The following is a 26,196-nucleotide window of genomic DNA, read 5'->3' as shown; positions in this document are numbered from 1 at the left end:
CGGAGTCATGGGTGCCGTGGCATCCGAGAATCCAGAGTCGGCCAAGGAAGACAAGTCGAAGCTCGTCGAGAACAAGGGCGCTCAGTTCACGTCCTACGACGTGAATGCGTTCGAGATCCCGTCCGGCCGTGACGAGCTGTGGCGTTTCACGCCGCTGCGTCGGCTGCGCGGCCTGCACGACGGTTCCGCTGTCGCCGACGGGGCCGCTCAGGTCACCGTCGGTGCACCGGAATCGGTGGTCGTGGAGACCGTGGGCCGTGACGACGACCGACTGGGCAAGGCCGGTGTTCCTGCCGATCGTATTGCCGCTCAGGCATTCTCGGCGTTCACCGAGGCCACGGTCGTCTCCGTGCCGAACGAGGTCGAGGTGGCCGATCCGATCGAGATCACTGTCGACGGTCCCGGTGTCGACCACGTCGCCTACGGCCATGTGCAGATCAGACTCGGCACGTTCGCTCGCGCCACCGTCGTGATCGATCAGCGGGGCAGCGGCACGTACGCCGAGAACCTCGAGTTCGTTCTCGGTGACAGCTCGCAACTGCACGTCGTACTGATCCAGGACTGGCAGTCCGACGCCGTGCACGTCGCAGCGCACCACGCGATGCTCGGGCGCGACGCCGTGCTGCGGCACTACAACGTCAGCCTCGGCGGCGATCTGGTCCGCATCAGCCCGACCGTGCGCTACAGCGCGCCCGGCGGCGACGCGAACCTGCTCGGTGTGTACTTCGCCGACGCCGGCCAGCACCTAGAGCAGCGACTGCTCGTGGACCACTCGGCACCGCACTGCAAGTCCAATGTGATGTACAAGGGCGCGCTGCAGGGCGAAACCGGACCCGGAACCGTCGACGCGCACACCGTGTGGATCGGAGATGTTCTGATCCGAGCCGAGGCCGAGGGAACCGAGACCTACGAGCTCAACCGCAACCTGGTGCTCACCGATGGTGCGCGGGCCGATTCGGTACCGAACCTCGAGATCGAGACGGGCGAGATCGTCGGAGCGGGCCACGCCAGCGCCACCGGCCGTTTCGACGACGAGCAGCTGTTCTACCTGCGCGCTCGTGGCATCTCGGAGGAGGTTGCTCGTCGACTCGTCGTCCGAGGCTTCTTCCACGAGATCATCGACAAGATTCCGGTCCCCGCCGTACGCGAGCGTCTCGACGCCGCCATCGAGACCGAACTCGCCGTCGCCGGCGCGTAGGTCCACCCGAACCTTTCTCGACTGCACAAAGGAACTGTGATGTCCACACTCGAAATCCGCGATCTGCACGTCAGCGTCGCCAACACCGATTCGTCCGCCGAGCCGATCAACATCCTCAAGGGTGTCGATCTGACCGTGAAGTCCGGCGAGACGCACGCGATCATGGGGCCCAACGGTTCCGGCAAGTCCACCTTGTCGTACGCCATTGCAGGCCATCCGAAGTACACCGTCACCTCCGGCACCATCACCCTCGACGGTGAAGACGTGCTCGAGATGAGCGTCGACGAGCGCGCCCGCGCCGGCCTCTTCCTGGCGATGCAGTACCCGGTGGAGGTGCCCGGCGTCTCGATGTCGAACTTCCTGCGCACCGCCGCCACCGCTGTGCGCGGCGAGGCCCCCAAGCTGCGGCACTGGGTCAAGGAAGCCAAGACCGCCATGAGCGAACTCGAGATCGAGGCCAACTTCCTCGAGCGCAACGTCAACGAAGGCTTCTCCGGCGGCGAGAAGAAGCGTCACGAGATTCTTCAGCTGGGATTGCTCAAGCCCAAGATCGCCATCCTCGACGAGACCGACTCCGGGCTCGACGTCGACGCTCTGCGAGTGGTGTCCGAGGGTGTCAACAAGTACAAGGAGCGCGAAGACGGTGGAGTGCTGCTGATCACGCACTACACCCGCATCCTGCGCTACATCAAGCCCGACTTCGTCCACGTCTTCGTCAACGGCGAAATCGTGAAGTCCGGCGGTGCAGAGCTGGCCGACGAGCTCGAGGCCAACGGATACGCCGGCTACACGCAGGCCGCGACCACCGGAGCATGAGTATGGCTGCACCCGCAGCTGCGGCGGTGGCGGCATCGTTCGATGTCGCCACGGTTCGCCGCGATTTCCCCATCCTCTCGCGCACCGTGCGAGACGGTAAGCCGTTGGTGTACCTGGACTCCGGTGCCACCTCGCAGCGGCCCGTGCAGGTACTCGACGCCGAGCGCGAGTTTCTGACCACGTGCAACGCGGCCGTACACCGCGGGGCGCATCAGTTGGCCGAAGAGGCCACCGATGCCTACGAGAGTGCCCGCGCCGCCATCGCGTCGTTCGTCGGGGCGGACGTCGACGAGATCGTGTTCACCAAGAACGCGACCGAGTCGCTCAACCTCGTGACGTACGTGCTTGCCGATCAGCGATTCGATCGCCATCTCGGTCCCGGCGACGAGATCGTCGTCACCGAACTCGAGCATCACGCCAATCTCGTTCCGTGGCAGGAGCTTGCCGCTCGAACCGGTGCCACCCTGCGCTGGTACGGCGTGACCGACGACGGACGCATCGATCTCGATTCACTCGAATTGTCTTCTGCCGTCAAGGTTCTCGCGTTCACGCATCAGTCCAACGTGACCGGTGCTGTGGCTCCGGTCGAGGAATTGGTGCGTCGGGCCAGGGCGGTCGGTGCGCTCGTCGTCCTCGACGCATGCCAGTCGGTGCCGCACATGAAGGTCGATTTCCGCGCGCTCGATGTCGACTACGCCGCGTTCTCCGGTCACAAGATGCTCGGTCCCTCGGGAGTGGGCGTGCTGTACGGCAAGGCCGCACTCCTCGCGGCGATGCCTCCGTTCATCACCGGCGGTTCGATGATCGAGACCGTCACCATGGAGAAGACGACGTTCGCCGCGCCTCCGCAACGATTCGAGGCCGGGGTTCCGATGACCTCGCAGGTCGTCGGACTCGGTGCCGCTGTGCGGTACCTGGAGAACATCGGCATCGATGTCATCGCCGCGCACGAAAAGGCCTTGGTCGCAGCAACTCTCGCCGAGTTCGCGAAGATCGACGGTGTTCGCGTGATCGGCCCGACGGAGAACGTCGACCGCGGTTCGGCAGTGTCGTTCGTGGTCGACGGCATTCATGCCCACGACCTCGGACAGATCCTGGACGACGAGGGCGTCGCCATTCGCGTCGGGCATCACTGCGCGTGGCCGCTGCATCGACGCTTCGGTGTGGCTGCGACAGCGCGTGCCTCGTTCGCGTTGTACAACACGGTCGAGGAAGTACAGGTTCTCGCACAGGCGATTCGCCGCGCGCAATCGTTCTTCGGAACCACCGACCACGGCGGGGGAGGGCAGCTGTAGATGCGGATGGAACAGATGTACCAGGAAGTGATCCTCGATCACTACAAGCACCCGCACGGCCGCGGACTGCGCGAGCCCTTCGGCGCGGAGGTGCACCACGTCAACCCCACCTGCGGCGACGAGGTCACCCTGCGCGTGCAGATCGAGGACGGTGCCGTCGCAGACGTGTCGTACGACGGCCAGGGCTGCTCGATCAGTCAGGCAGCGACGTCCGTACTCACCGATCAGGTCGTCGGCCTGAGCGTGGCCGACGCGCTGAAGACGGTCGACGCGTTCAGCGACATGGTCGGCAGCAGAGGTACCGTCGAGGGTGACGAGGACGTCATCGGCGACGGCATTGCGTTCGCCGGTGTGGCCAAGTATCCGGCTCGCGTGAAGTGCGCATTGCTGGGTTGGATGGCTTTCAAGGACGCGGTTGTTCAAGTAGTGGACGCAGATTCGACAGCTACGACGGGCGGGACCGCCCAGTCGGCACTTTCCGGAGGACAGCAATCATGACCGAAGCAACAGAGACGACTCCAGCCGTGACCACTCCGGTGGAACTGACCGCCGACGAGATCAAGGTGCTCGAGGACCTCGAAGAAGCGATGCGCGACGTCGTCGACCCCGAGCTCGGAATCAATGTCGTCGACCTCGGGCTGGTGTACGACATCAAGATCGACGCCGACGACATCGTCACGGTCGACATGACGCTCACCTCGGCGGCATGCCCGTTGACCGACGTCATCGAGGATCAGGCCCGCGGTGCGCTCGTACGCAGCGGATTGGCCGCCGACCTGAAGATCAACTGGGTGTGGATGCCGCCGTGGGGCCCGGACAAGATCACCGACGACGGTCGCGAGCAGCTCAGGGCCCTCGGCTTCACCGTCTGACCCACTGACGAGTCGGCCCCCTCACGCACCCTTCGCTTCGTCGGTTTTGGAGTCGGTGGTCTTGGCGGGGGTCGACTTCTTCGCAGCAGCCTTCTTGGCCGGGGCCTTCTTCGCAGCAGCTTTCTTGGCGGGAGCCTTCTTCGCCGGAGCAGACGAGCCGGACCCGGACTTCGCGTTCTTGCCTGCCGCCTCCACGCTCCGCTGCAACGCCGCCACGAGATCGACCACCTCGGCGTCCTCGCCGTCGTCGTCTTTCTCCGTCTCGGTGTGGATGACCTTCTCACCGCCGTTGGCGAGCGTCTCGTCGATCAGCTTGCGCAGTTCGATCTGATAATCGTCCGTGTACTCGGTCGGATCGAATTCCGAGGACATGCTTTCCACGAGGGACGTCGCCATCTTCACTTCCTGTGGACGCGCGGACGGCGCGTCCACGAGCGAAGGAAATTCCGCGGCCCTGACTTCGTCCGGCCACAGCAACGTCTGGATCACCAGCACGTCGTCGCGCACGCGCAGAGCGGCCAGACGGGTCTTCTGACGCAGAGTGAAATGCACCAGCGCGGTGCGCTCGGTTTCTTCGAGAGTCTCGCGCAGCAGGACATACGCCTTCGGTGACGCGGAGTCCGGTTCGAGGAAGTAGCTCTTGTCGTAGAGGATCGGATCGATCTGCTCGGTGGGTACGAATTCGAGAACCGGAATTTCGTGCTTCTCCGCCGCAGGCAGCTTGTCGAAGTCGTCGTCGGTGAGGATGACGCGTTCGCCGTCGGGGGAGTCGTACGCCTTGTCGATGTCGGCGAACTGCACCGACTTGCCGCACTCCTGACAGATCCGGTCGTACTTGATACGACCACCATCTTTCGCGTGCACCTGATGGAACCGAATGTCGTGCTGCTCGGTGGCCGAGTAGACCTTCACCGGAACATTGACCAGTCCGAAGGCGATCGAGCCCTTCCAAATGCTGCGCATCTGTACATGATCGCCGACCGGGCGCCCGCGTGTCGACCGTTGGCGAGAAACTCAGCCGCGGCCCGGAGTGCGCACTATCGTGCGCGCGATCGCGAGCCTGGCCGACGCCGGGAGCGTCGGAAACATCTTCAGCATCGCGGTCATCGTCCCCAGGGCGTCGTCGTGGCCGGACAGGTACGAGCGCTGAAGTTCGACCGGGAGCGAGAAGAAGCTGGAGAAGAACTGGGGGACCATCTCGGGTTCGAGTGCCAGTGCCGTGCGCAGGCCGAGGTTGCGAAGCTTCTGGACCGTCCACACGTGCACCGAGCGGACCGGGCGCGATCGACCGCCGCCTCGGAACCGCTCGACAAGGTGATCCGCCGATGCCAGCGAGGCCGCGACGCTGTACCCGGTGGCGGGATGCATCAGATTCGAGCGAGAGCCGAACAACACCGGACCGTCTCGGCCGGTGTGCAGTCGCGACCGAGGCGGTGGTTCGACCGAGAAGCGGACACGCTCGACATCCTCGTGGCCGGTCGGTTCCAGGTTGCGGTGGGTGAGGCGGTGGTGCAACCGTGTTCGAAGCACCGAGAGCTCGAGTGCCGGTCGGCCCACCAGACAGGTCTCCTCGAGCAGGATTCGATCGTCGTCGAGCGCCACGGCGTACAGAAAACTCGGCACCTCACCGGGCCGGGCACCGTTGTCGGTGCGCCAATCCATGAACCAGGCGTCGGATCCTTCGAGGATCGGTTCGGCGCGCTCCCGTTCGACGACGATGCCGTATGCGGTCTGCTGTGCCAGGTCGTGTGAATCGAGCGTTCCGCGAGCATCGACGACGTGCCGAGCGTCGACGATGGTGCCGTCGGACGTCGTCACGCGAGAACCGGTGACATCGACGGCCGTTCCGGCGAGCACTCGCACGCGGTCGAGAGACAAGGTCGCTTGCAGTGCAGGTGTGTCCAGCACGCAGTACGTTCGGTCGATGATCCGATGGTGATCGGTCCATACCGCCGGCTTCTGCGCAGTCGAGGCGACGGCGGTCTCGGGCAACCACGGTGGCAACTCGTCGGCCCAGGCAGAATACGTCGGTGTCCAGGTACGCGACGGATGCGGATCGACGACGAGCACGTCGAGTCCTGCCTCGGCGCATCGGTGGGCCACCGACCGTCCCGCCGGGCCGAGTCCGATCACCGCGACGTCGGCCGAGAAATCTTTCACATTCCGCCGGTGGCGAGCAAACCACCGTCCACGCGCACGGTCTCGCCGGTGATCCAGGAAGAGGCGTCCGACACCAGGAAGGCCACCAGGGCCGCGACGTCCTCCGGGTTTCCGAGACGCTTCATCGGATAGCCGGCCGCTGCCGCGTCTTCTCCGTTGGCGACGAGCGCCTCGGCGAATTTGGTCTTCACCACCCCCGGTGCCACGGCATTGACGCGAATCCTCGGACCGAGCTGCCAGGCGAGCTCTTCGGTGAGGCGGATCAGGGCGGCCTTGGATGCGCCGTACGCGGCGATCACGCCGGTCGAGCGGATGCCTGCCACGCTCGCGATGTTGACGACCGCGCCGCCGTGCTCGCCCATCCAGGCATGGAACGCCTGCTGGACGAAGCCGAGGGTACCCACCACGTTCGTGTCGAAGATCTTGCTCACGCCCGCCAGGTCCGCATCCATCAGCGAGCCGTAGACGGGATTGATGCCGGTGTTGTTGACCAGGATGTCCAGCGAACCGAAGGTCTCCACCGTGCTCGCCACCGCGTTGCGCCGGTGCTCCGGATCGCCCGCGTTACCGTCGATCGCGAGCACGGAATCGCCGAGCTCTGCGGCCGCGGCAACGAGAGGTTCGCGCTTGCGGGCGGTGATGGCGACATTCGCGCCGCGAGCGAGCAGTTCGGCGGCGATGGCCTTGCCGATGCCTCGGCTACCGCCGGTGACGAGAGCGGTGCGCCCAGTGAGGTCGGGGATCGGCGCGCTGGAGGGGCTGACGGTTTCGGGGGCGTCGGTCATCGATCAGACGTTACCGGTGTCACCGTCGTTCCTGGGTGAGGGCACGTGAATGCTGAGCTAAAATGGGGGTTTGCTGTGCCGCTCGACGGCATGGTTCGCCCGTCGGTCGACGGGCAACGATCTTGTTCGGCAATCGCTAGGAGTTCACGCGTGATCACCGCCACCGACTTGGAAGTTCGTGCCGGTGTGCGGACCCTTCTGTCCATCGAGGGGCCCGCGCTCCGCGTGCAGGCAGGCGACCGCATCGGGCTGGTGGGTCGAAACGGTGCAGGCAAGACCACCACTCTGCGCATCCTGGCAGGCGAGGGAGAGCCGTACGCGGGCGAGGTCGTGCGTACCGGAGAACTCGGCTACCTACCGCAGGATCCCAAAGAAGGCGACCTCGACGTGCTGGCCAAGGACCGAGTGCTCTCGGCTCGGGGCCTGGACACGCTCCTGCACAGCATGGAGAAGCAGCAGGCATTGATGGCCGAGGTGGCAGACGAGGCGCTGCTCGACAAGGCCGTCCGCAAGTACGGCGAACTCGAAGAGCGTTTCGCGTCCCTCGGCGGCTACGAAGCCGAGAGCGAAGCGGCTCGCATCTGCAACAGCCTCGGCTTGGCCGACCGCATCCTCGGCCAACCGCTGCGCACCCTGTCCGGTGGTCAGCGCCGACGCGTCGAACTGGCTCGCATTCTGTTCGCCGCGTCCGACGGCAGTGGCGGCCGCTCGAACACCACGTTGCTGCTCGACGAGCCCACCAACCACCTCGATGCCGATTCCATCACCTGGTTGCGCGGATTCCTGCAGAGCCACGAGGGCGGACTCATCGTGATCAGTCACGATGTCGAACTGCTCGGAGACGTGGTGAACAGGGTGTGGTTCCTCGACGCAGTGCGCGGCGAAGCCGACATCTACAACATGAACTGGAAGAAGTACCTCGACGCCCGCGCCACCGACGAGCAGCGTCGCCGCCGTGAGCGCGCCAACGCGGAGAAGAAGGCCGGGGCACTGCGGGTGCAGGCCGCCAAGATGGGGGCCAAGGCAACGAAAGCCGTTGCGGCACAGAACATGGCGAAGCGCGCGGACAAGCTGCTCGCCAACCTCGACGCCGAACGTGTGTCGGACAAGGTGGCGCACATCCGGTTCCCCGAGCCCGCACCGTGCGGCAAGACGCCGCTGATGGCGAAGAACCTGACCAAGATGTACGGATCGCTGGAAATCTTCGCAGGCGTCGACCTCGCCATCGACCGGGGCAGCCGTGTCGTGGTGCTCGGGCTCAACGGTGCGGGCAAGACGACGCTGCTGCGGATCCTCGCCGGAACCGAGAAGGCGGACACCGGCGAGATCGAACCCGGCCACGGCATGCGCGTCGGATACTTCGCACAGGAACACGACACTCTCGACGATCACGCGTCGGTCTGGGAGAACATCCGGCACGCGGCACCCGACACCGGCGAGCAGGAACTGCGGTCTCTGCTCGGAGCCTTCATGTTCACCGGCCCCCAGCTCGACCAGCCTGCAGGGACATTGTCCGGCGGTGAGAAGACCCGTCTGGCACTCGCCGGGTTGGTGTCCTCCGCGGCGAACGTGCTGCTGCTCGACGAACCGACCAACAACCTCGACCCGATCTCCCGTGAACAGGTCCTCGACGCGCTCCGCAGCTACAAGGGTGCCGTCGTTCTGGTGACCCACGACCCCGGTGCCGCCGAAGCGCTGTCACCCGAACGAGTGATTCTGCTCCCCGACGGTACCGAGGACCACTGGTCCCAGGAATACCTGGAACTGATCCAGCTGGCCTGACCCGCAGGCCGGCTCGCCCGGGACGTCCCGCTCAGTCCTGCCTGCGGACCGATTCCTCGACCAGATCCAGGATCGCCGCGAGGTTGGACCTCCCGTGGCCCGACGCGATGCGCGCCACCAGGCCGTCCAACACGAGATCCAGGTAGTCGGCGAGGACGTCGTTGGGGACGTCGTCGCGCAATCTTCCTGCGGTCTTCTGGCGCTCGAGTCGCCCGAGTGTCGCGTCGGTCAGCTCTGCGGACCGTTCGGCCCAGCTGGACCGGAAGTCCGCGTCCGTGCGCAGTCGTCGGGTGATCTCGAGCCGCGTTCCGAGCCACTCGAATTGTTCGGGTTGCGCCAGCATGTCTCGCATCACCTGCACCAGACCCTGGGTGGCCGCGACCTCGGCCATGCGTCGAGCATCCTCCTGCGCCAGGGCGAGGAAGAGACCGTCCTTGTCCTTGAAGTGGTGGAATATGGCTCCGCGCGACAGGCCGGTGGCCTCTTCGAGACGCCGTACCGTCGCGCCCTCGTAGCCGAACTCGCCGAAGCACTTACGCGCGCCGTCGAGAATTTCGCTTCGACGGGCGGCCAGGTGGTCTTCGCTGACCTTGGGCACGTGTGGGTTTCCTACTTTCGATGAGGGCCTCGACCGATACGGCGATGGGCCCGGAAACACGTTGTCGGTTCCGGGCCCATCGCCGTTCGAGGCATACGTCAGACGACGCGCACTCAGCCTCTGATCATGTTGCGCAGCACGTACTGCAGGATGCCGCCGTTGCGGTAGTAGTCCGCTTCACCCGGGGTGTCGATGCGAACCACGGCCTCGAATTCGACCTTGGTGCCGTCTTCCTTGGTGGCGATGACGGTCATCGTCTTCGGGGTGGTGCCCTCGTTCAGCTTCGCGACGCCGACGATGTCGAAGGTCTCGGTGCCGTCGAGCTTGAGCGACGATGCGCTCTCACCGGCCGGGAACTGCAGGGGAACGACACCCATGCCGATGAGGTTGGAGCGGTGGATGCGCTCGAACGACTCGGTGATGACGGCCTTGACGCCCAGGAGCGAGGTGCCCTTGGCCGCCCAGTCGCGCGAGGAGCCACTGCCGTACTCCTTGCCACCCAGCACGACCAGCGGTATGCCGGCCTTCTGGTAGTTCTGCGACGCGTCGTAGATGAAGGACTGAGGTCCGCCGTCCTGCGTGAAGTCACGGGTGTAGCCGCCCGAGACGTCGTCGAGGAGCTGGTTCTTGAGGCGAATGTTCGCGAACGTTCCGCGAATCATGACCTCGTGGTTTCCACGACGCGAACCGAGCGAGTTGTAGTCCTTGCGCTCGACACCGTGCGAGTCCAGGTACTGCGCAGCAGGCGTACCTGCCTTGATGGGTCCTGCCGGGCTGATGTGGTCGGTGGTGACCGAGTCGCCGAGCAGAGCCAACACGCGTGCACCGGTGATGTCCTCGACGGGAGCCGGGTCCATCGTCATGCCGTCGAAGTACGGAGGCTTGCGCACGTAGGTGGACTTGGGATCCCACTCGAACGTGTCGCCCTCGGGGGTCGACAGGTTCTGCCAGCGGCTGTCGCCTGCGAAGATGGTCTCGTAGGACTTGCTGAACATGTCCCGGCTGATCGACGACTTGATGGTGTCTTCGATCTCCTGCGAGGACGGCCAGATGTCCTTGAGGAACACGGGGTTGCCCTCGTGGTCCTCGCCGAGGGGGTCGGTCTCGAAGTCGAAGTCCATCGTGCCCGCGAGGCCGTAGGCGATGACCAGCGGCGGTGAGGCCAGGTAGTTCATCTTGACGTCGGGGGAGATGCGACCCTCGAAGTTGCGGTTGCCCGACAGCACTGCGGTGACCGAGAGGTCGTTGTCGTTGATCGCCTTCGAGATCGGCTCGAGCAACGGGCCGGTGTTACCGATGCACGTGGTGCAGCCGTAACCACCGAGGTAGTAGCCGAGCTTCTCGAGGTACGGCCACAGGCCCGCCTTCTCGTAGTAGTCGGTGACGACCTGCGAGCCGGGTGCCATGTTGGTCTTGACCCAGGGCTTGGTGGACAGGCCCTTCTCCACGGCGTTGCGGGCGAGCAGTGCTGCGCCGAGCATGACCGACGGGTTCGAGGTGTTGGTGCAGGAGGTGATGCCCGCAACCACGACGGCACCGTGATCGAGGACGAACTCGCCTGCCTCGTCGGTGGTGACCCGGACCGGCTTGCTCGGACGACCCTCGGAACCGTATGCGGCAGAACGAACGTCGACGGAATCCTCTTCGGCGAAGCTCAGCGAAGCGGAATCGCTTGCCGGGAACGATTCGTCGAGTGCCTCGTCGAGCTTGCTGTCACCCTCGTGCTTCGGGTGGTTCTCCTCGACGTAGTTGTGGATGTCCTTGCGGAACGCAACCTTGGACTCGGACAACAGGATTCGGTCCTGCGGACGCTTCGGTCCGGCAATGGACGGAACGACCGTGTTGAGATCGAGCTCGATGTACTCGGAGTACACGGCCTCGTTCTTCGGGTCGTGCCACATGCCCTGTTCCTTGGCGTACGCCTCGACGAGCGCGAGCTGCTCGTCGCTGCGGCCGGTGAGGCGCAGGTAGTTGATGGTTTCCTCGTCGATCGGGAAGATCGCTGCGGTGGAACCGAACTCGGGGCTCATGTTGCCCAGGGTGGCGCGGTTCGCGAGCGGAACCTCGGCCACACCCTCGCCGTAGAACTCGACGAACTTGCCGACGACGCCGTGCTTGCGCAGCATCTCGGTTGCGGTCAGCACCACGTCGGTCGCGGTGACGCCGGGCTGGATCTCACCGGAGAGCTTGAAGCCGACGACGCGGGGGATGAGCATCGAGACGGGCTGGCCGAGCATGGCCGCCTCGGCCTCGATGCCGCCGACGCCCCAGCCGAGCACGCCCAGGCCGTTGACCATCGTGGTGTGCGAGTCGGTGCCGACGCAGGTGTCGGGGTAGGCCTGTCCCTTGCGGGTCATGATCGTCGGTGCCAGGTATTCGATGTTGACCTGGTGCACGATGCCCATGCCCGGGGGGACGACCTTGAAGTCGTCGAACGCGCCCTGTCCCCAACGCAGGAACTGGTAGCGCTCACCGTTGCGCTCGTACTCGAGGTCGACGTTGCGCTCGAGAGCGTCGGCGCGGCCGAAGACGTCGAGGATGACCGAGTGGTCGATGACCATGTCGGCGGGGGAGAGGGGGTTGACCTTGTTGGGGTCGCCGCCCAGGGTGGTGACGGCTTCACGCATCGTGGCGAGGTCGACGATGCACGGAACGCCGGTGAAGTCCTGCATGATGACGCGCGCAGGCGTGAACTGGATTTCGAAGCTCGGCTCCGCGGACGGATCCCACGAGGCAATCGAACGAATGTGGTCGGCGGTGATGTTGGCACCGTCCTCGGTGCGAAGGAGGTTCTCCGCGAGGACCTTCAGTGCATAAGGCAATTTCTCGGCACCGGGCAAAGCCGACAGTCGGAAGATCTCGTACGAGTTCTCGCCGACTTCGAGGGTGCCCTTTGCACCGAATGAATCATTACTTGCGGTCACTTCAGCTCCACTCGTCTATGAGGCACACCGCCGACGGGGCTGTGTCGACGGTTGAAGCGAGGCGCTGGCCGTGGGCCTCGGCCTCGAATCTCGGGGCTGAGAGTTCGAGGCGGACGCTCGGTCAGTGTCTCGATGAAAGTCTAACAGTACGCTTGTCCTGTGAAAACCTGCGGTCGGGTTCTCGGTGGGTGTCGAGAGACCTATCCACACGACGATCCTCACGTAGTGCTCCCGGCTGCGCAATGAAGGGCGACCTCAGTAGTTGCGCCGGACCTGCGGGCCTACCAGGTGTGGGTACGTCGGTGACGTAGGGTTCGACCCGACTGGTTCCTACCGACTGGACGAGAGATGCCTGAGCCGATTCACGCCGTTTCCCCGCTTGCCACCGACATACCGGCAGGTCTGGATGTCGACAGCATCGTCGCCACGGTCCGCGAGTCCGGCGTCAGCGCACCCGCCGACGAGGAAGCCGGGCTGTCCTCGGCCGTCGCGCGCGCCGAGGACCACGGCATCGATCTGAGTATCGTGATCGTCCCGAACGAACCTCGCCACGACTCGCAACTGCGGGATCTCGCCACCGCTGTCGGAGCACGCGAGGGTGGCACGGTTCTCGTGCTCAGCCCCCGCCAGGTCGGCTCGTTCAGCGACTCGATCAGTCGGGTGACCCTCGAGGCAGGCCAGGACCGTACCTACACCGGCAACCACGTCGTCGCCGCCGACAATTTCGTCGACACCCTGGTCGAGGATCAGACACCGTGGGGTCTGCTCACGGGCGGCCTGGTGATCGTGGTCGCCGCGGTTGCGACCCTGACTGCTGCCGTCAAGGTCCGCAGATATCGCTCTCGTTCGGAGACGAACGATCATGCGCGCAGCGAGTCCGTCGTCGACTGAGCATGCTCGGCACGAGTGTCGTTCGAGTGACCGACGCTCACACCGTTCGACCCGGTCGCGATCGTGACCGTGAGGTCGTCCGAAAAAGTCGGAAAAATTGTTTCCGGTAAACACCGAGTTCACGGCGTTGTGCCTGGTGGAATTACCAATGTGTCATTTGTGACTGGAGTTTCTTTAGGGTGCGAAGTGTCGTACGGTGCCATTGGCACTGCTGGGGAAGGAGTGTCGCAGAAGGCGGTTGTCATCCGTGGGGAACTCGGGAGGCCACTGCTTCGGGTGTGACTGACGTGGTTCGCACCTGTCGTATCGCTGCGTGTTTCTTTCCCGCCCGGCGAGAACGCTCACCGTCACCTGCGATCGGGGTGGAGGACGGAGGGCGCCTCGACGGCACGACGGTTCTGTGCGAACCCGAGTGAATGCCGGACCCGAGGGAGACATTTGTGAGCCGACGTCAAGTCCGCGGAACTCACCGCCGTGCACTCGTCCGTACCCGATTCGTGCTGGTTGGCGCAGGACTCGTTCTCGCGTTGACGGCGACCCTTCCCGGGGTTGCCGCCGCGGTACCACCGCCACCGCCCAACCCGTCGGACACCGATCTCGCCGCTGCGGGTAGCGCCGTCGATTCGAGTCTGGGCCAGGTCGGCCTGCTGATCGACGCGATCGCGTCGGCCAACCAGCAGCTCGCCCAACTCGACGACGAGGTCGCATCGAAGCGAGAAGGCGTCAACAAGGCCTTGGTCGATCTGCAGAATGCACGTGACGCGGCCGATGTCGCTGCCGCCGTCGTCGGTGCTGCGCAGCAGGCACTTGCCGATGCAGGCACCCAGATCCAGGCAGCCCAGGCCAAGTTCGACGCGTTCGCCAAATCCAGCTACACCCAGGGCTCCGGCGTCGCCTCGATGGCATCGTTCCTCGGATCCAGCGGACCGGACGACGTCCTGGACCGCGCCCAGGTCCTCAAGGTGCTCTCCAACAGCCAGAACGCGGTACTCGACGGCTTGCAGCGGGCCCGAACCGAGCAGGCGAACCGCGATTCGGCGGCGCGAGAATCCAAGCAGCAGGCCGACGCGGCCGCCTCGGAAGCCGAGGCCAAGAAGGCAGAGGCCGAGCAGGCCATCGCGGAGGCGCAGGCAGCGCTGCAGGCCGAGGCCGACCGGAAGGCCACGATCGAATCACAGCGTGACTCGGCGCAGACCGAACTCGACGCCGCCCGCAGCAACGTCGCCGGTCTGCAGGACCAGCGTGCGGCGTACGGCACCTGGGAAGCGCAGAAGGCGGCCGAGGACGCGGCCATCGCCGCCGCCACGGCCGCGGCGAAGGAAGCTGCTGTACAGGCAGCTGCGCGAGTATCGGCGAACCTGGCGGCGCAGCAACGCGCGGCGGCCATTGCCGAAGGCCAGCGTTCACACGTGGACGTCGACGAGGATGCGAGCGCGTCGACCGATACCGACAGCTCCACCGCGACCACTCCCACCAAACCGAAGACGCCGACCAAACCGAAGACGTCCACGACCCCGTCGGTCACCGGAAGCGCAGCCGTCGAGTTGGCGATCGACCGCGGAATGAGCCAGCTCGGCGTGCCGTACTCGTGGGGTGGCGGCGACGAGAACGGGCCGACCAAGGGCATCAGGGACGGCGGAGTCGCGGACAGCTACGGCGACTACAACAAGGTCGGCTTCGACTGCTCGGGCTTGATGATCTATGCCTTCGCAGGCCTGGGAATCTCGCTGCCGCACTACACCGGCTACCAGTACACAGCGGGTAAGCAGGTGCCGTCCTCGGACATGAAGCGTGGCGACATGATCTTCTACGGACCCAACGCCAGCCAACACGTCGCGCTCTACCTCGGCGACGGCAAGATGCTCGAAGCTCCCCAGTCCGGTTCGGTGGTCAAGGTGTCCGACGTGCGATACAGCGGAATGACGCCGTACGCCGTGCGCATGGTGTCCTGAGTGCGATCGGGCGCCTCTCCGGACTCCAGAGTCGTTCCCGCAGGCTCCACTCCGGCCGTGGGTCGGGGGCGCCTTTCGGCGCGCATACCGATCACCTGGAATAGTTGGTTGCGGCGGTACGAAACGAGCCCGACGACGATCGACTGAAAGCGGTGAATTCTTGGTGACATCACGTGACGGCCGGATTTCGAACGACGAGGGGTCGACGCGAGTCGAGTCTCCGACTCCGAATCCACCGGGTGTGGAGCCGACGCGAGTGGACAGTCCGTCCCTGGCCGAGGACGTCCAGCTTCTCGAGAAGGCCGTGTACGAGGTCAAGCGTGTGATCGTCGGTCAGGATCGCCTCGTCGAGCGCATTCTGGTGGGGTTGCTTGCCCGCGGACATGTGTTGCTCGAGGGCGTACCCGGCGTCGCCAAGACCCTTGCCGTCGAGACTTTCGCACGTGTGGTGGGCGGCTCGTTCTCGCGTGTTCAGTTCACCCCCGACCTGGTTCCCACCGACCTCGTCGGCACCCGCATCTACCGTCAGGGCCGTGAGGAGTTCGACACCGAACTCGGACCCGTCGTGGCCAACTTCGTGTTGGCCGACGAGATCAACCGAGCGCCGGCCAAGGTGCAGTCGGCACTGCTGGAGGTCATGGCGGAACGACACGTGACCATCGGTGGCAAGACGTTCCCGATGCCCGATCCGTTCCTGGTGATGGCAACGCAGAACCCCATCGAGAACGAAGGCGTGTACCCCCTTCCCGAAGCTCAGCGAGACAGATTTCTGTTCAAGATCGTCGTCGACTACCCGACGGTCGAGGAAGAACGCGAGATCGTCTACCGCATGGGCATCAAGGCTCCCGAGCCCAAGCAGATCCTGGACCCGGTCGAGTTGGTTCGCCTGCAGAATCTGGCCAGCTCGGTGTTCGTGCACCACGCGCTCGTCGACTACGTGGTGCGGGTCATCGCGGCTACCCGAACCCCCGAGCAGTTCGGTATGGACGATGTGGGCAGCTGGATCGCCTACGGTGCATCGCCGCGTGCGACGCTCGGCATCATCGCGGCCTCGCGCGCACTGGCTCTGCTCCGCGGTCGCGACTACGTCGTTCCCCAGGACGTACTCGAGGTCATTCCCGACGTGCTCCGGCACCGTCTCGTGCTGTCCTACGACGCTCTGGCCGACGAGGTGACCCCCGAGACGGTCATCTCTCGGGTACTGCAGACCGTCGGGTTGCCGCAGGTGTCGCCGCAGGCGGTACCTGTTCCGCAGAGCAACGGAGCCGGTCCGGACGGCCCGCACTTCGACGGACGTCAGCCGCAGGGTCCCTACCCGGCACAGGGGCAGTTCCCGGCCCCCGGCCAGTTCCCCGCTCCGGGCCAGTTTCCCGGACAGGGACAGCCGCCGCAGTCGCAGCAGCCAGGATCTCAGCAGCCTCCGCAGGGCGGTCAGTACGGCCAGCAGGCGCCGTCGTTGCAGAAGCCGTCGGGTGACGGATCGTCGATCGGTACGCCGGGGCAGTGAGCGGATCCGACACCGCGCCCGCGACCGCAGGCAGAGCCGTCGTAGCCCGGCCACCGTCGTTCCGCTCGGGTGAGCTGCGCGATCCGAAGTTGGCCGCAGCACTGCGGACTCTGGAGCTGACGGTGCGTCGACGGCTGGACGGGGTTCTGCACGGCGACCATCTCGGGTTGATTCCCGGACCGGGATCCGAGCCGGGTGACGCCAGGGAGTACCAGCCGGGCGACGATGTCCGTCAGATGGATTGGTCGGTCACCGCGCGTACGACGCATCCGCACGTGCGGCAATCCGTGGCCGACCGCGAGCTGGAGACCTGGCTCGTGGTCGACTTGTCGGCCAGCCTCGACTTCGGCACCACCGGGTGCGAGAAGCGGGATCTTGCGGTCGCGGCCTCGGCTGCCATCACTCATCTGTCCGGCGGTGGCGGCAATCGGATCGGCGCGGTGGTTGCCACCGGTGCCGACACCAACCGCATTCCGGCACGGGGCGGCCGCGTGCACACTCAATCGATGCTCCGGGCGATAGCCACGACGCCGTCCGCGGCCGACGGTGTGCGCGGTGACCTGCGTGCTGCCATCGAAGCGCTACGACGGCCCGAACGCCGCCGCGGGATGGCTGTGGTGATCAGCGACTTTCTCGGGCCGATCGATTGGGAGCGCTCCCTTCGTGCCATCTCCGCTCGGCACGACGTGCTGGCCGTCGAGGTACTCGACCCACGTGATCTGGAACTGCCCGACGTCGGTGACGTCGTTCTCCACGACCCGGAATCCGGCCGCACTCGCGAATTCAGTACGACGCCGCGGTTGCGTGCAGATTTCGCGCGCGCAGCAGCTGCGCACCGCGACGATGTGGAGAAGGCGCTGCGGCGGTGCGGTGCACCTCGATTGACGCTCCGCACCGACGGTGACTGGATCGCCGACGTCGTACGGTTCGTGACCGCACGCAGGCACACCATCGGGTCAGGCTTCACCAACACCGCTCGGGCGGGTTCGCGATGAGCCTGACCGATTTCGCGTCGCCGTGGTGGCTCGGATTCCTCGTCGTCGTCATCGCGCTGACGGTCGGCTACGTCTGGATTCAGCGGCGCAAGCAGAAGCACGTACTGCGGTTCTCCAACATGGAACTGCTCGAGTCCGTCGCGCCCGATCGGCCGAACCGGTTACGTCATCTGCCCACCGCACTGGTGCTGGTCGGTTTGCTGTTCCTCACAGTCGCACTGGCAGGCCCGACGGCGGACGAGCGCGTGCCGCGGAACCGGGCGACCGTCATGCTCGTGATCGACGTGTCGCTGTCCATGGAGGCCACCGACGTCGAGCCGACTCGGTTGGCAGCCGCGCAGGAAGCAGCAAAATCCTTCGCAGACGGTCTGACGCCCGGTATCAATCTCGGATTGGTCGCGTTCGCCGGTACGGCGTCGGTTCTGGTCTCGCCCACGGCCAACCGTGAAGCCACCAAGTCCGCCATCGACAAGTTGCAGCTCAGCGAGCGAACGGCCACCGGCGAGGCGATCTTCACCTCGCTCCAGTCGATCGACACTCTCGGAGCGATACTCGGCGGCGGCGACGCGGCACCTCCGGCGCGCATCGTGCTGCTCTCGGACGGTAAGCAGACCGTTCCGCAGAACCTCGACGACCCACGCGGCGGGTACACCGCAGCGCGGGCAGCCAAGGACAAAGGCGTGCCGATTTCCACGATCTCGTTCGGTACCAGCTACGGCTCGGTCGAAATCGAGGACGAGGCCGGGGTCGAACGGGTGCCGGTACCCGTCGACGATCCGTCCCTGCGTGAGATCGCGGCTCTTTCCGGTGGCAGCTTCTTCACCGCGTCGTCGCTCGAGGATCTCCGAGACGTGTACGACACCCTGGAGGAGCAGATCGGTTTCGAGATCACTCGCGGAGACGCGTCGCGTCCCTGGTTGATTCTCGGGGTCCTGTTCATCTCGTCGGGCTTGGGTTCGGCATTGGTGATGCGGCAACGATTGCCGTGATCGCTGTTATTACTCACCAGTAAGTTTCGCTTTGTCATTCCAGGACGAACAGATAGGTTGCTAGGCATGTCCACACCTGACTTCATCGCGCGATCGGTACTCGTCACCGGAGGTAACCGGGGAATCGGTCTTGCCATTGCCCAGCGGCTCCACGCCGACGGACACAAGGTGGCCGTCACCCACCGCGGATCGGGAGCGCCCGACGGTCTGTTCGGAGTCGTCTGCGACGTCACCGACTCCGCCTCGGTCGACGCGGCCTTCAAGGAGGTCGAGGAGAAGCAGGGACCGGTCGAGGTGCTCGTGGCCAACGCCGGTATCACCGACGACACGCTTCTGATGCGCATGACCGAGGACCAGTTCCAGCGTGTCATCGACGCGAACCTCACCGGAGCCTTCCGCGTCGCCAAGCGCGCCAACCGCGCCATGCTGCGCGCGCGCTGGGGCCGGATGATCTTCCTGAGTTCGGTCGTGGCCATGGCCGGCGGACCGGGGCAGATCAACTACGCGGCGTCCAAGGCGGGAGTCATCGGCATGGCTCGGTCGATCACGAGGGAACTGGGTTCGCGGTCCATCACGGCGAACGTCGTGTCCCCGGGGTTCATCGAAACCGACATGACCGCAGAACTCTCGGACGACTTGCGCGGCAAGGCCAAGGAATTCATTCCGCTTCAGCGTCTGGGTCAGCCCGAGGACGTCGCGGCAGTGGTGAGCTTCCTGGCGGGCCCCGACTCCTCCTACGTGTCCGGTGCCGTGATCCCCGTCGACGGCGGCATGGGCATGGGCCACTGAGAGTCGCTCTCGCACAATACTTTTCAAGTTGGATGTCACCGATTTCATCTCCGAAAGCAAGGAATACAGCACTATGGGCGGATTGCTCGAAGGCAAGACCATTCTCATCACCGGCATCATCACCGACGCCTCGATCGCGTTCCACGCCGCAGCGATGGCGCAGGAGCAGGGCGCCAAGGTGATCATCACCGGCTTCGATCGGCTCCGGCTCATCGACCGCATCGCGCAGCGTCTGCCCAAGGAGGTGCCCCCGGCGATCGAGCTCGACGCCACCAACGAGGAGCACCTCGCCGCCCTGGCGGACCGAGTGCGAGAAGTGGCCCCCGAGGGCATCGACGGAGTTCTGCACTCCATCGCGTTCGCACCCCGCACCCTGATGGGACCGGACGCCAAGCCGTTCCTCGACGGCCCCGGCCCCGATGCCGCGAGAGCATTCGAGATCTCCGCGTGGAGCTACGCATCGCTCGCGCGCGCCGTGCTCCCGGTCATGAACGAGGGCGGCTCCATCGTCGGAATGGACTTCGACCCCCGCACCTCGATGCCGTACTACAACTGGATGGGTGTGGCCAAGGCTGCACTCGAATCGGTCAACCGCTACGTCGCCAGGGAAGTGGGCGCCGCCAAGCGCATCCGCTCCAATCTTGTTGCAGCAGGGCCGATCAGAACTCTTGCCGCCAAGGCGATTGCGGGTACCGCGACCGGTGATGCCGCCAAGATGGACCAGCTGAACGTGTACTGGGACGGTGCCGCTCCCATCGGTTGGGACGTCAACGACCCGACCGTCGTCGCGAAGTCCATCGTTGCGTTGCTCTCGGATTGGCTGCCCGGCACCACCGGATCCATCGTGTACGTCGACGGCGGAGCCAGCCACAACACGTACCTGCCCGAGAACATGTGATGCCGCGGTGGGCGGAACCGCACGTGGTTTCGCTCACCGAGAGGTTTCGTTCGCCGATCGGACCCCCGCCGGGGCCGGTCTGCGACGGGGGCACAATGGAAACATGACCACCCCTGGAGACTTCGACGCATTGTTGGTGCTCTCGTTCGGCGGGCCGGAACAGCCCGCCGACGTACGCCCGTTCCTGGAGAACGTCACTCGCGGACGCGGGGTGCCTCCCGAGCGGCTCGATGCCGTCGTCGAGCACTACATGCATTTCGGGGGAGTCTCTCCCATCAACCGGCTCAACCGAGACATCATCGACGCACTCCGCGTCGAATTCGATTCCGCCGGAGTGGATCTGCCGATCTATTTCGGAAACCGCAACTGGCACCCGATGATCGAGGACACCGTCGCGACCATGAAGTCCGACGGAATCACGAACGCCCTCGTGTTTCCCACCTCCGCGTGGGGCGGATACTCCGGATGCAGGCAGTACCACGAGGACATCGCTCGGGCCCGCGCCGCCGTCGGCGACGATGCGCCCCATCTGCTCAAGATTCGGCAGTACTACGACCACCCGCTGATGGTCGACGCGTTCAGCGACGCCGTGGCAACGGCGCGAGCCTCGCTACCCGAGCAGCACCGCGCCGGTGCGCGTCTGGTGTTCACTGCGCACTCCATTCCCTCGGCCGCCGACGCCAACGCCGGCCCGCCCGAGGACGGCGGTCATCTCTACAGCCGTCAGGTGGCCGAGGCCTCGAGGCTCGTCGCGGCCGCGTCGGGCGTCGACGACTACGACCTGGTGTGGCAGTCCCGCTCCGGACCCCCGCAGGTGCCGTGGCTCGACCCCGACATCTGCGATCACCTCGAAGCGCTGTCGGAGAAGTCCGTCGACGCCGTGATCGTGTGTCCGATCGGATTCGTGTCCGACCACCTCGAGGTCGTGTGGGATCTCGACACCGAGGCGGAGGAGAAGGCCGGCGAACTCGGTATGGCCTTCGCTCGCGCGGGCACGCCCGGATCCGACGCGCGTTTCCCGCGAATGATTCGCGAGCTCGTGGACGAATACCGAGTCGGTGGTCGATGCCGCGGCCTCGGCAGTGTGCCCGGCTACGGTTCGACGCTGGACGGCAGTCGCTGCGCTGTCGGGTGCTGTGAGCAGCCCACCCGGCCGTCCAGGCCCGCCGCTGCCACGTCGTGAACGTATCCGCCTGACACCCCGCTGCCGAGGGGTGTCAGGCGGAATGCATCGCCGCTTCGATGCTCGTCGCGACCGCGATGGTGCGCGCGGTACGCACCGCAGCCCACAGCGGTCGAACGAGCTCTTCACGTGCTGCGGCTGCCGACGCGGTCGGTGCCTCCGACGGAGCCGATCCCGCTGCGACCGTCAGAATCGCGGCGACCCGATCAGCCGATTCGAGGACGCGGAACGCTCTGTCGGACATGTCGGCCGGGTAGCGATGCCGTGCCGCGTCGGCGATCAGTGCGGCGATACGGGTGCGCGGATCGGTGTCGAGGGTTCGGGTGGGTAGCGACTGCATCTGCGCGAGCGCGTCCGCCGCGCCGCGCACGGCTTCACGCATCTCGTACTCGGCCTCACCCAGGCCCTGATCCCGACGACCGTGCTCGGGGACGACGATCGAATACACGGTCCAACGCAACACATCCGGTCCCTCCACGACGGGCACCACACCGATGCCGGCGTTACCCGAGGTCCCGATCACCACCGCCTGACCGGTGCCGAGAGCAGCTCGTGAGAAGTCCGTGTTCGCAGGGAGGCCGCTCACCGCGCCGGGAGCGGGCAGAACGAGCTTGACCCGATCGTCCCCGGCCGCGGGCGTCGACGCAGTGGCAGCCGCTCGGATCGCGTGCAGCAAGCCTGCGATCCCATCGGCGTAGCCGGGGTACTGCAGCCCGAAATCGGTGGCCGCGTCCGCATCGCCCGCACCCACGAGATGCATCGGTGCCCACTCGGACATGGCGTCGATGACATCGTCGGGCGAGCTGGCACCGGCCAGCCAGGAACCGGCCCACAGGGCGAGACTCGTACTGGAGGAACACACGACTCACGAGCATAGGTCGGCGTGGCGAACCGTGCTCGGGACGCCGGTGTCGCTAGCGTTGGTCGCCGTGAACGACATGTACGGCGGAGACATTCTCAAAGGGCACAGTCGCATGCGGAAGGTTCCGGCACCGGAGGTGTCGGCCGAGCGGGGACTGGTGGTCGAAGACGCCGGTACCGGGTACTGCGGTGCGGTGGTCGGCTTCGAGCGCACCTACGACGGAGATTTCGTCCGGCTCGAGGACGGTGCCCGCACGACGCGGCTGTTCGCCCTGCGCGAGGCAGCGTTCCTGATCGACGGACGTCGGGTCACCCTGGTTCGGCCCAAGCCTGCGGCGGCAGCGGCGGCACCGACGCGTTCTGCGTCCGGCTCGACCAAAGTCGAGGGACTGCGCGCGCGCACCGCCCGTGCCAGCCGCATCTGGGTCGAGGGCGTGCACGACGCGGCCCTGGTGGAAAGTGTGTGGGGACACGATCTTCGGGTGGAGGGCGTGGTCGTCGAGCATCTCGAGGGTCTGGACAATCTGGGGGAACGGTTGGCGGATTTCGGTCCTGGCCCCGGCCGTCGCGTCGGAGTGCTGGTGGACCATTTGGTGTCCGGGTCCAAGGAGTCGAAGTTGACGAGGTCGCTGGGCGAGCACGTTCTGGTCACCGGTCATCCGTTCATCGACGTCTGGGAGGCGGTCAAGCCCGCTGCTGTCGGTATCGATGCCTGGCCGAAGATTCCGCGGGGCGAGGATTGGAAGACCGGGATCTGCCGAGAGCTGGGGTGGGGGAGTCCGCGAGAGGGATGGCGTCGGGTGTATTCGTCGGTGTCGAGCTTCCGGGATCTCGAGGCACCGTTGATCGGCGCTGTCGAACAATTGGTCGACTTCGTGACCGAGCAGCCATCCTGAGCAGCTGATCCACCGCCGGATGTCCGATTCGTGATTGGATGGAGGCTGTGGCAGCGATCATTTGGCTCATAGCGGCAGTGGTTCTCGCCGGTGCCGAGGCACTGACGGGCGACTTCTTTCTTCTGATGATCGCCGGCGGCGCGCTCGGCACTGCTGGGGTCTCTGCTCTGACAGATTTTCCGGTGTGGGCCGATGCGATCGTCTTCGGTGTTCTGTCGTTGGCACTGGTTCTCGGGTTGCGCCCGATTCTGTTGCGACGCTTCGCGACTCCGCCCGATACTCCGATGGGTATGGCCGCACTCACCGGCAAGAGTGCGGTCGTTCTCGAACAGGTCACTGCCCACGAAGGCCAGATCAAGCTCGGTGGTGAGGTGTGGACCGCTCGTCCACTCGACGAGACCGAAGTCTATGCCCCTGGCACCACCGTGACCGTGATGGAAATAGACGGCGCAACCGCCGTCGTATGGAAGGGACCGTAGCCAGTGGAAGCACTCATCGCACTGGCTGTCATCGTCGCGTTCGTCGCGGTGTTGATGGCCAAGTCCATCTCGATCGTCCCGCAAGCCGAGGCCGCCGTGATCGAACGGCTGGGCCGTTACACCCGTACCGTGTCCGGGCAGCTCACGTTTCTCGTTCCGTTCGTCGATCGCATCCGTGCGAAGGTCGACCTGCGTGAGCGGGTCGTGTCGTTCCCCCCTCAGCCGGTGATCACCAAGGACAACCTGACCGTGTCGATCGACACCGTCGTGTACTTCCAGGTGACGAACCCGCAGTCGGCCGTGTACGAGATCAACAACTACATCGTCGGCGTCGAGCAGTTGACCACCACCACGCTGCGTAACGTCGTCGGCGGAATGACGCTGGAAGAGACTCTGACGTCGCGTGATTCGATCAACGGTCAACTTCGCGTCGTGCTGGACGAGGCAACCGGCCGCTGGGGCCTGCGAGTGGCCCGAGTGGAGCTCAAGAGCATCGATCCGCCGCCCTCGATCCAGGAATCGATGGAGAAGCAGATGAAGGCCGATCGCGAGAAGCGAGCGACCATCCTCACCGCCGAAGGTCATCGTGAATCGGCGATCAAGACGGCCGAGGGCGACAAGCAGAGTCGAATTCTTGCAGCCGAGGGTGGCAAGCAGGCATCCATTCTCACCGCCGAGGGTGAGCGGCAGTCGCGCATCCTGCGGGCACAGGGTGATCGAGCTGCGAAGTATCTCGAAGCTCAGGGCCAGGCCAAGGCCATCGAGAAGGTGTTCGGTGCCATCAAGGCCGGCAAGCCGACGCCCGAGTTGCTGGCGTACCAGTACATGCAGACGCTGCCGCAGATGGCGCAGGGCGATGCGAACAAGGTGTGGATGATTCCGAGCGATTTCGGCGATGCGCTCAAGGGCTTCGCCAAGACGCTCGGTGCGCCCGGCGAGGACGGTGTGTTCCGCTACGAGCCCAACGAGTCGGCCGGCAACGAGCCCAAGCCCGAGGACGACTCGGACGAGGTGGCCGAATGGTTCGAGACCAAGACCGATCCGGCGGTCGCCGAGGCGGTCAAGGCTGCAGAAGCAGTGGCACGCAAGCCGGTAGACACCTCGTTGGCTGCGTCGCCCGAACTGTCGAAGGGTTTCGACGTCGGTGCCTTGGCGGCGTCGCCGGAGGCGGAGCCGGAACAGCGCTGAGGTCTGCCTCGGTCAGCTGATCAAGGCGGTTCCGACGCCGGCAGCGGCGAGGGCCCACAGCACGCTGGCGAAGGTGCCGATGATGAATTGTTCGGAGGCATGGGATTCGCGCAGTTCGGGATAGCGCGCGAGTCCCTTGACTGCCAGCACGATGGCGATCCCTTCCGGCCAGCCGGCGAGGATCGACACGGCGACGGCCACGCGTTCGAGGATGCCGATGGTCAGTCCACCACGAAGCGGCTCGACCGGATTTTCTCCGGTCGAGTCGTTCTGTCGTCGTGCGACACGAAACACTGTGGGTACCACTGCTGTTCCACCGAGGGCGGCAGCGGCGACGCTCAGGACGACTCCGATGGCATGGCCGAGACCGTAGGCCGGTCCGGCCACCGTGGCCAGGACTGCCGCTGCCGCGAGCAGACTCGACGCGGCCACGGTCGGCAACCATCGGCGAATTCCGGTCCCGGCGGGGACTGTGGCGGCAACTGCGGCCAGCGCGAGTAGCACCAGGGTTGCGACGATCATGGCCGATGGGTTCCCGTCGTGTTCGCGGCGTCGAGCAATCGAGTCGCCAGGGTGCGGCCCGCGTTCTCGACGTGCCAGCCGGCTACCGAGAGTCGCTGCGACATGGCTTGTTTGCTGATCTTCAATCGTTCGGCCGCGTCGGTCTGCGACAACCCTCGTGCCATGAGTTCGACCGCTTCTCGGCCCTGGTCCGAGCGTCTGATGACGAGCAGCGCAACCAACGTCGATGCGGTTTCCGCATCCTCGGCGGCAGCGGCGTCGGGTCCGCTGACGGCGAGTGCGGCCGGGGCGTTCTTGGCTCTGGTCACGGCGTCTCGGGCTGCCTCGAACGCCGGTCCGCGGCCGGCGCGCGTCGTCTCGGGGAGCGGGAGTTCGACGGAGCCGACGCCGACGCCGACGCTCCAGTGCGGGGTCGAGACCAGTTCGAGGGCGATCGAGACGACAGTGGCGGCGTCCTCGCACACTGCTTGCACTTCGTCCCCTGCGGTGCGCTCGAAGGGCCGGATCAGTTCGTGGTCGCGATAGTGATCGAGCAATTCGGGCACGCGATCGATGTCGCGTCTACTGCGTCGCTGGTCCACGGTCAGTACGAACATCTGGACAAGGCTAGATCGTT

At 65.5% G+C, this 26,196-nt stretch carries 25 protein-coding genes; 17 read left to right on the top strand and 8 right to left on the bottom strand.

Annotated elements, in window-relative coordinates; all coding sequences use genetic code 11:
• Positions 1-7: 7 nt before the first annotated feature.
• The 5 genes from sufD to CH295_RS22420 are packed head-to-tail and all read left to right on the top strand — an operon-like array spanning position 8 to position 4,181.
• Complete coding sequence (sufD, locus tag CH295_RS22440; RefSeq protein WP_094742185.1) at positions 8-1,198, top strand: Fe-S cluster assembly protein SufD; 1,191 nt, start codon at positions 8-10, stop codon at positions 1,196-1,198.
• A 39-nt stretch (positions 1,199-1,237) separates the two neighbouring features.
• Positions 1,238-2,014, top strand: a complete 777-nt coding sequence (sufC, locus tag CH295_RS22435; RefSeq protein ID WP_032403380.1) for a Fe-S cluster assembly ATPase SufC — start codon at positions 1,238-1,240, stop codon at positions 2,012-2,014.
• 2 nt (positions 2,015-2,016) lie between these two features.
• Entirely contained in the window at positions 2,017-3,309 is a 1,293-nt protein-coding gene (locus CH295_RS22430; RefSeq protein WP_094634376.1) for a cysteine desulfurase, read from the top strand.
• The gene (sufU, locus tag CH295_RS22425; protein ID WP_037189362.1) at positions 3,310-3,807 is read left to right on the top strand and encodes a Fe-S cluster assembly sulfur transfer protein SufU; all 498 of its coding nucleotides are present in this window, start codon (positions 3,310-3,312) and stop codon (positions 3,805-3,807) included.
• Positions 3,804-4,181, top strand: coding sequence for a metal-sulfur cluster assembly factor (locus CH295_RS22420; RefSeq protein ID WP_094634377.1), 378 nt, complete (start codon positions 3,804-3,806; stop codon positions 4,179-4,181). The genes sufU and CH295_RS22420 overlap by 4 nt, the downstream gene beginning before the upstream one ends.
• A 21-nt stretch (positions 4,182-4,202) precedes the next feature.
• Here the strand turns inward: CH295_RS22420 and ku are convergent, their stop codons facing one another.
• From ku to CH295_RS22405, 3 genes are read right to left on the bottom strand one after another with little or no spacing between them, the layout of a single operon-like run.
• A complete protein-coding gene (gene ku / locus CH295_RS22415; protein WP_094634378.1) occupies positions 4,203-5,144 on the bottom strand; it encodes a non-homologous end joining protein Ku in 942 nt (313 codons plus the stop codon).
• A gap of 51 nt (positions 5,145-5,195) precedes the next feature.
• A complete protein-coding gene (locus tag CH295_RS22410) occupies positions 5,196-6,341 on the bottom strand; it encodes a lycopene cyclase family protein (protein WP_094634379.1) in 1,146 nt (381 codons plus the stop codon).
• Positions 6,338-7,126 (bottom strand): SDR family oxidoreductase, encoded by a 789-nt coding sequence (locus tag CH295_RS22405; protein ID WP_037189357.1) that lies wholly within the window; start codon positions 7,124-7,126, stop codon positions 6,338-6,340. Before CH295_RS22405 ends, CH295_RS22410 begins: the two co-directional genes overlap by 4 nt.
• A 150-nt stretch (positions 7,127-7,276) precedes the next feature.
• On the opposite strand from CH295_RS22405, the gene CH295_RS22400 reads away from it, so the two are divergent.
• The gene (locus CH295_RS22400; RefSeq protein WP_094741965.1) at positions 7,277-8,908 is read left to right on the top strand and encodes an ABC-F family ATP-binding cassette domain-containing protein; all 1,632 of its coding nucleotides are present in this window, start codon (positions 7,277-7,279) and stop codon (positions 8,906-8,908) included.
• A 31-nt stretch (positions 8,909-8,939) separates the two neighbouring features.
• Here CH295_RS22400 and CH295_RS22395 read toward each other — a convergent pair whose 3' ends face one another.
• Both CH295_RS22395 and CH295_RS22390 read right to left on the bottom strand, forming a co-directional pair.
• A complete protein-coding gene (locus tag CH295_RS22395; protein WP_037189354.1) occupies positions 8,940-9,506 on the bottom strand; it encodes a TetR/AcrR family transcriptional regulator in 567 nt (188 codons plus the stop codon).
• Between the two features lie 113 nt (positions 9,507-9,619).
• A complete protein-coding gene (locus CH295_RS22390) occupies positions 9,620-12,430 on the bottom strand; it encodes an aconitate hydratase (RefSeq protein ID WP_037189352.1) in 2,811 nt (936 codons plus the stop codon).
• A 348-nt stretch (positions 12,431-12,778) separates the two neighbouring features.
• Here CH295_RS22390 and CH295_RS22385 point away from each other — a divergent pair, with 348 nt between their 5' ends.
• From CH295_RS22385 to CH295_RS22350, 8 genes are all read left to right on the top strand, one after another.
• Positions 12,779-13,321, top strand: a complete 543-nt coding sequence (locus tag CH295_RS22385; RefSeq protein ID WP_094741964.1) for an Rv1476 family membrane protein — start codon at positions 12,779-12,781, stop codon at positions 13,319-13,321.
• 440 nt (positions 13,322-13,761) lie between these two features.
• The gene (locus CH295_RS22380) at positions 13,762-15,273 is read left to right on the top strand and encodes an NlpC/P60 family protein (protein ID WP_094742184.1); all 1,512 of its coding nucleotides are present in this window, start codon (positions 13,762-13,764) and stop codon (positions 15,271-15,273) included.
• A gap of 241 nt (positions 15,274-15,514) precedes the next feature.
• Positions 15,515-16,780, top strand: coding sequence for an AAA family ATPase (locus CH295_RS22375; RefSeq protein WP_371828434.1), 1,266 nt, complete (start codon positions 15,515-15,517; stop codon positions 16,778-16,780).
• Positions 16,777-17,775, top strand: a complete 999-nt coding sequence (locus tag CH295_RS22370) for a DUF58 domain-containing protein (protein ID WP_037189349.1) — start codon at positions 16,777-16,779, stop codon at positions 17,773-17,775. The genes CH295_RS22375 and CH295_RS22370 overlap by 4 nt, the downstream gene beginning before the upstream one ends.
• Positions 17,772-18,764, top strand: a complete 993-nt coding sequence (locus tag CH295_RS22365; RefSeq protein ID WP_037189348.1) for a VWA domain-containing protein — start codon at positions 17,772-17,774, stop codon at positions 18,762-18,764. Before CH295_RS22370 ends, CH295_RS22365 begins: the two co-directional genes overlap by 4 nt.
• A 66-nt stretch (positions 18,765-18,830) precedes the next feature.
• The gene (fabG1, locus tag CH295_RS22360; protein WP_037189347.1) at positions 18,831-19,553 is read left to right on the top strand and encodes a 3-oxoacyl-ACP reductase FabG1; all 723 of its coding nucleotides are present in this window, start codon (positions 18,831-18,833) and stop codon (positions 19,551-19,553) included.
• Between the two features lie 73 nt (positions 19,554-19,626).
• Positions 19,627-20,451, top strand: coding sequence for an NADH-dependent enoyl-ACP reductase InhA (gene inhA, locus CH295_RS22355; RefSeq protein ID WP_032377850.1), 825 nt, complete (start codon positions 19,627-19,629; stop codon positions 20,449-20,451).
• Between the two features lie 103 nt (positions 20,452-20,554).
• The gene (locus CH295_RS22350) at positions 20,555-21,634 is read left to right on the top strand and encodes a ferrochelatase (protein WP_037190037.1); all 1,080 of its coding nucleotides are present in this window, start codon (positions 20,555-20,557) and stop codon (positions 21,632-21,634) included.
• Positions 21,635-21,668: 34 nt separating this feature from the next.
• Here CH295_RS22350 and CH295_RS22345 read toward each other — a convergent pair whose 3' ends face one another.
• Entirely contained in the window at positions 21,669-22,496 is an 828-nt protein-coding gene (locus tag CH295_RS22345; protein WP_170946022.1) for an Rv1486c family protein, read from the bottom strand.
• Positions 22,497-22,572: 76 nt separating this feature from the next.
• Between CH295_RS22345 and CH295_RS22340 the strand changes: the two genes are divergently transcribed.
• Genes CH295_RS22340 through CH295_RS22330 form a run of 3 tightly spaced genes read left to right on the top strand, consistent with a single transcriptional unit; the run spans position 22,573 to position 25,058 of the window.
• Positions 22,573-23,391 carry a DUF3097 domain-containing protein gene (locus tag CH295_RS22340; protein WP_094634593.1) on the top strand — a complete coding sequence of 273 codons (819 nt, stop codon included), beginning with the start codon at positions 22,573-22,575 and terminating at the stop codon, positions 23,389-23,391.
• A 47-nt stretch (positions 23,392-23,438) separates the two neighbouring features.
• Positions 23,439-23,870 carry an NfeD family protein gene (locus CH295_RS22335; RefSeq protein ID WP_037190035.1) on the top strand — a complete coding sequence of 144 codons (432 nt, stop codon included), beginning with the start codon at positions 23,439-23,441 and terminating at the stop codon, positions 23,868-23,870.
• 3 nt (positions 23,871-23,873) lie between these two features.
• Positions 23,874-25,058 (top strand): SPFH domain-containing protein, encoded by a 1,185-nt coding sequence (locus CH295_RS22330; RefSeq protein WP_094634383.1) that lies wholly within the window; start codon positions 23,874-23,876, stop codon positions 25,056-25,058.
• Between the two features lie 12 nt (positions 25,059-25,070).
• Here CH295_RS22330 and CH295_RS22325 read toward each other — a convergent pair whose 3' ends face one another.
• Positions 25,071-25,580, bottom strand: a complete 510-nt coding sequence (locus CH295_RS22325; protein WP_094634384.1) for a hypothetical protein — start codon at positions 25,578-25,580, stop codon at positions 25,071-25,073.
• Complete coding sequence (locus CH295_RS22320; protein WP_094634385.1) at positions 25,577-26,176, bottom strand: hypothetical protein; 600 nt, start codon at positions 26,174-26,176, stop codon at positions 25,577-25,579. Before CH295_RS22320 ends, CH295_RS22325 begins: the two co-directional genes overlap by 4 nt.
• Between the last annotated feature and the right edge of the window lie 20 nt (positions 26,177-26,196).

The sequence above is a fragment of the Rhodococcus sp. 14-2483-1-2 genome (assembly GCF_002259405.1).
Lineage (GTDB): Bacteria > Actinomycetota > Actinomycetes > Mycobacteriales > Mycobacteriaceae > Rhodococcoides.
The sequence above is the reverse complement of the archived record's forward strand: the minus strand, read 5'-3'. Positions and strand labels throughout refer to the sequence as shown.

What these genes read in the sequence shown, in the direction of transcription:
- sufU (WP_037189362.1), top strand. Translation starts at nt 3,310, where the DNA reads ATGCGGATGGAACAGATGTACCAGGAAGTGATCCTCGATCACTACAAG.
- CH295_RS22430 (WP_094634376.1), top strand. Translation starts at nt 2,017, where the DNA reads ATGGCTGCACCCGCAGCTGCGGCGGTGGCGGCATCGTTCGATGTCGCC.
- CH295_RS22325 (WP_094634384.1), bottom strand. Translation starts at nt 25,580, where the DNA reads ATGATCGTCGCAACCCTGGTGCTACTCGCGCTGGCCGCAGTTGCCGCC.
- sufC (WP_032403380.1), top strand. Translation starts at nt 1,238, where the DNA reads ATGTCCACACTCGAAATCCGCGATCTGCACGTCAGCGTCGCCAACACC.
- CH295_RS22320 (WP_094634385.1), bottom strand. Translation starts at nt 26,176, where the DNA reads ATGTTCGTACTGACCGTGGACCAGCGACGCAGTAGACGCGACATCGAT.
- CH295_RS22365 (WP_037189348.1), top strand. Translation starts at nt 17,772, where the DNA reads ATGAGCCTGACCGATTTCGCGTCGCCGTGGTGGCTCGGATTCCTCGTC.
- ku (WP_094634378.1), bottom strand. Translation starts at nt 5,144, where the DNA reads ATGCGCAGCATTTGGAAGGGCTCGATCGCCTTCGGACTGGTCAATGTT.
- CH295_RS22405 (WP_037189357.1), bottom strand. Translation starts at nt 7,126, where the DNA reads ATGACCGACGCCCCCGAAACCGTCAGCCCCTCCAGCGCGCCGATCCCC.
- sufD (WP_094742185.1), top strand. Translation starts at nt 8, where the DNA reads ATGGGTGCCGTGGCATCCGAGAATCCAGAGTCGGCCAAGGAAGACAAG.
- inhA (WP_032377850.1), top strand. Translation starts at nt 19,627, where the DNA reads ATGGGCGGATTGCTCGAAGGCAAGACCATTCTCATCACCGGCATCATC.
- CH295_RS22340 (WP_094634593.1), top strand. Translation starts at nt 22,573, where the DNA reads ATGTACGGCGGAGACATTCTCAAAGGGCACAGTCGCATGCGGAAGGTT.
- CH295_RS22385 (WP_094741964.1), top strand. Translation starts at nt 12,779, where the DNA reads ATGCCTGAGCCGATTCACGCCGTTTCCCCGCTTGCCACCGACATACCG.
- fabG1 (WP_037189347.1), top strand. Translation starts at nt 18,831, where the DNA reads ATGTCCACACCTGACTTCATCGCGCGATCGGTACTCGTCACCGGAGGT.
- CH295_RS22420 (WP_094634377.1), top strand. Translation starts at nt 3,804, where the DNA reads ATGACCGAAGCAACAGAGACGACTCCAGCCGTGACCACTCCGGTGGAA.
- CH295_RS22350 (WP_037190037.1), top strand. Translation starts at nt 20,555, where the DNA reads ATGACCACCCCTGGAGACTTCGACGCATTGTTGGTGCTCTCGTTCGGC.